1 pseudogene is annotated in these 239 nt (G+C 47.7%); it reads right to left on the bottom strand.

Features of this window, described 5'->3' with window-relative positions:
• Nucleotides 1-239: pseudogene (locus tag MRS74_RS23660) on the bottom strand (ribulose-phosphate 3-epimerase); the annotation flags it as partial.

Here is a 239-nt window from a genome sequence, read left to right on the forward strand (position 1 = left end):
TTACTTACTTTCTACTTTAGCAAGTTCAGCACGCATCTCATCAATCACCTCTTTGTAATCTGGACGATTGAAGATAGCGCTACCCGCAACAAACATGTCCGCACCCGCTTCAGCGATTTCGCGAATGTTGTCGACTTTCACGCCGCCATCAATCTCAAGGCGAATGTTACGACCAGACGCATCGATACGCTTACGAACTTCGCGCAGCTTATCTAGCGTTGAAGGGATGAACGATTGAC

Origin of the sequence: Marinobacterium sedimentorum, assembly GCF_024267675.1 — a bacterium.
Classification (GTDB): domain Bacteria; phylum Pseudomonadota; class Gammaproteobacteria; order Pseudomonadales; family Balneatricaceae; genus Marinobacterium_A; species Marinobacterium_A sedimentorum.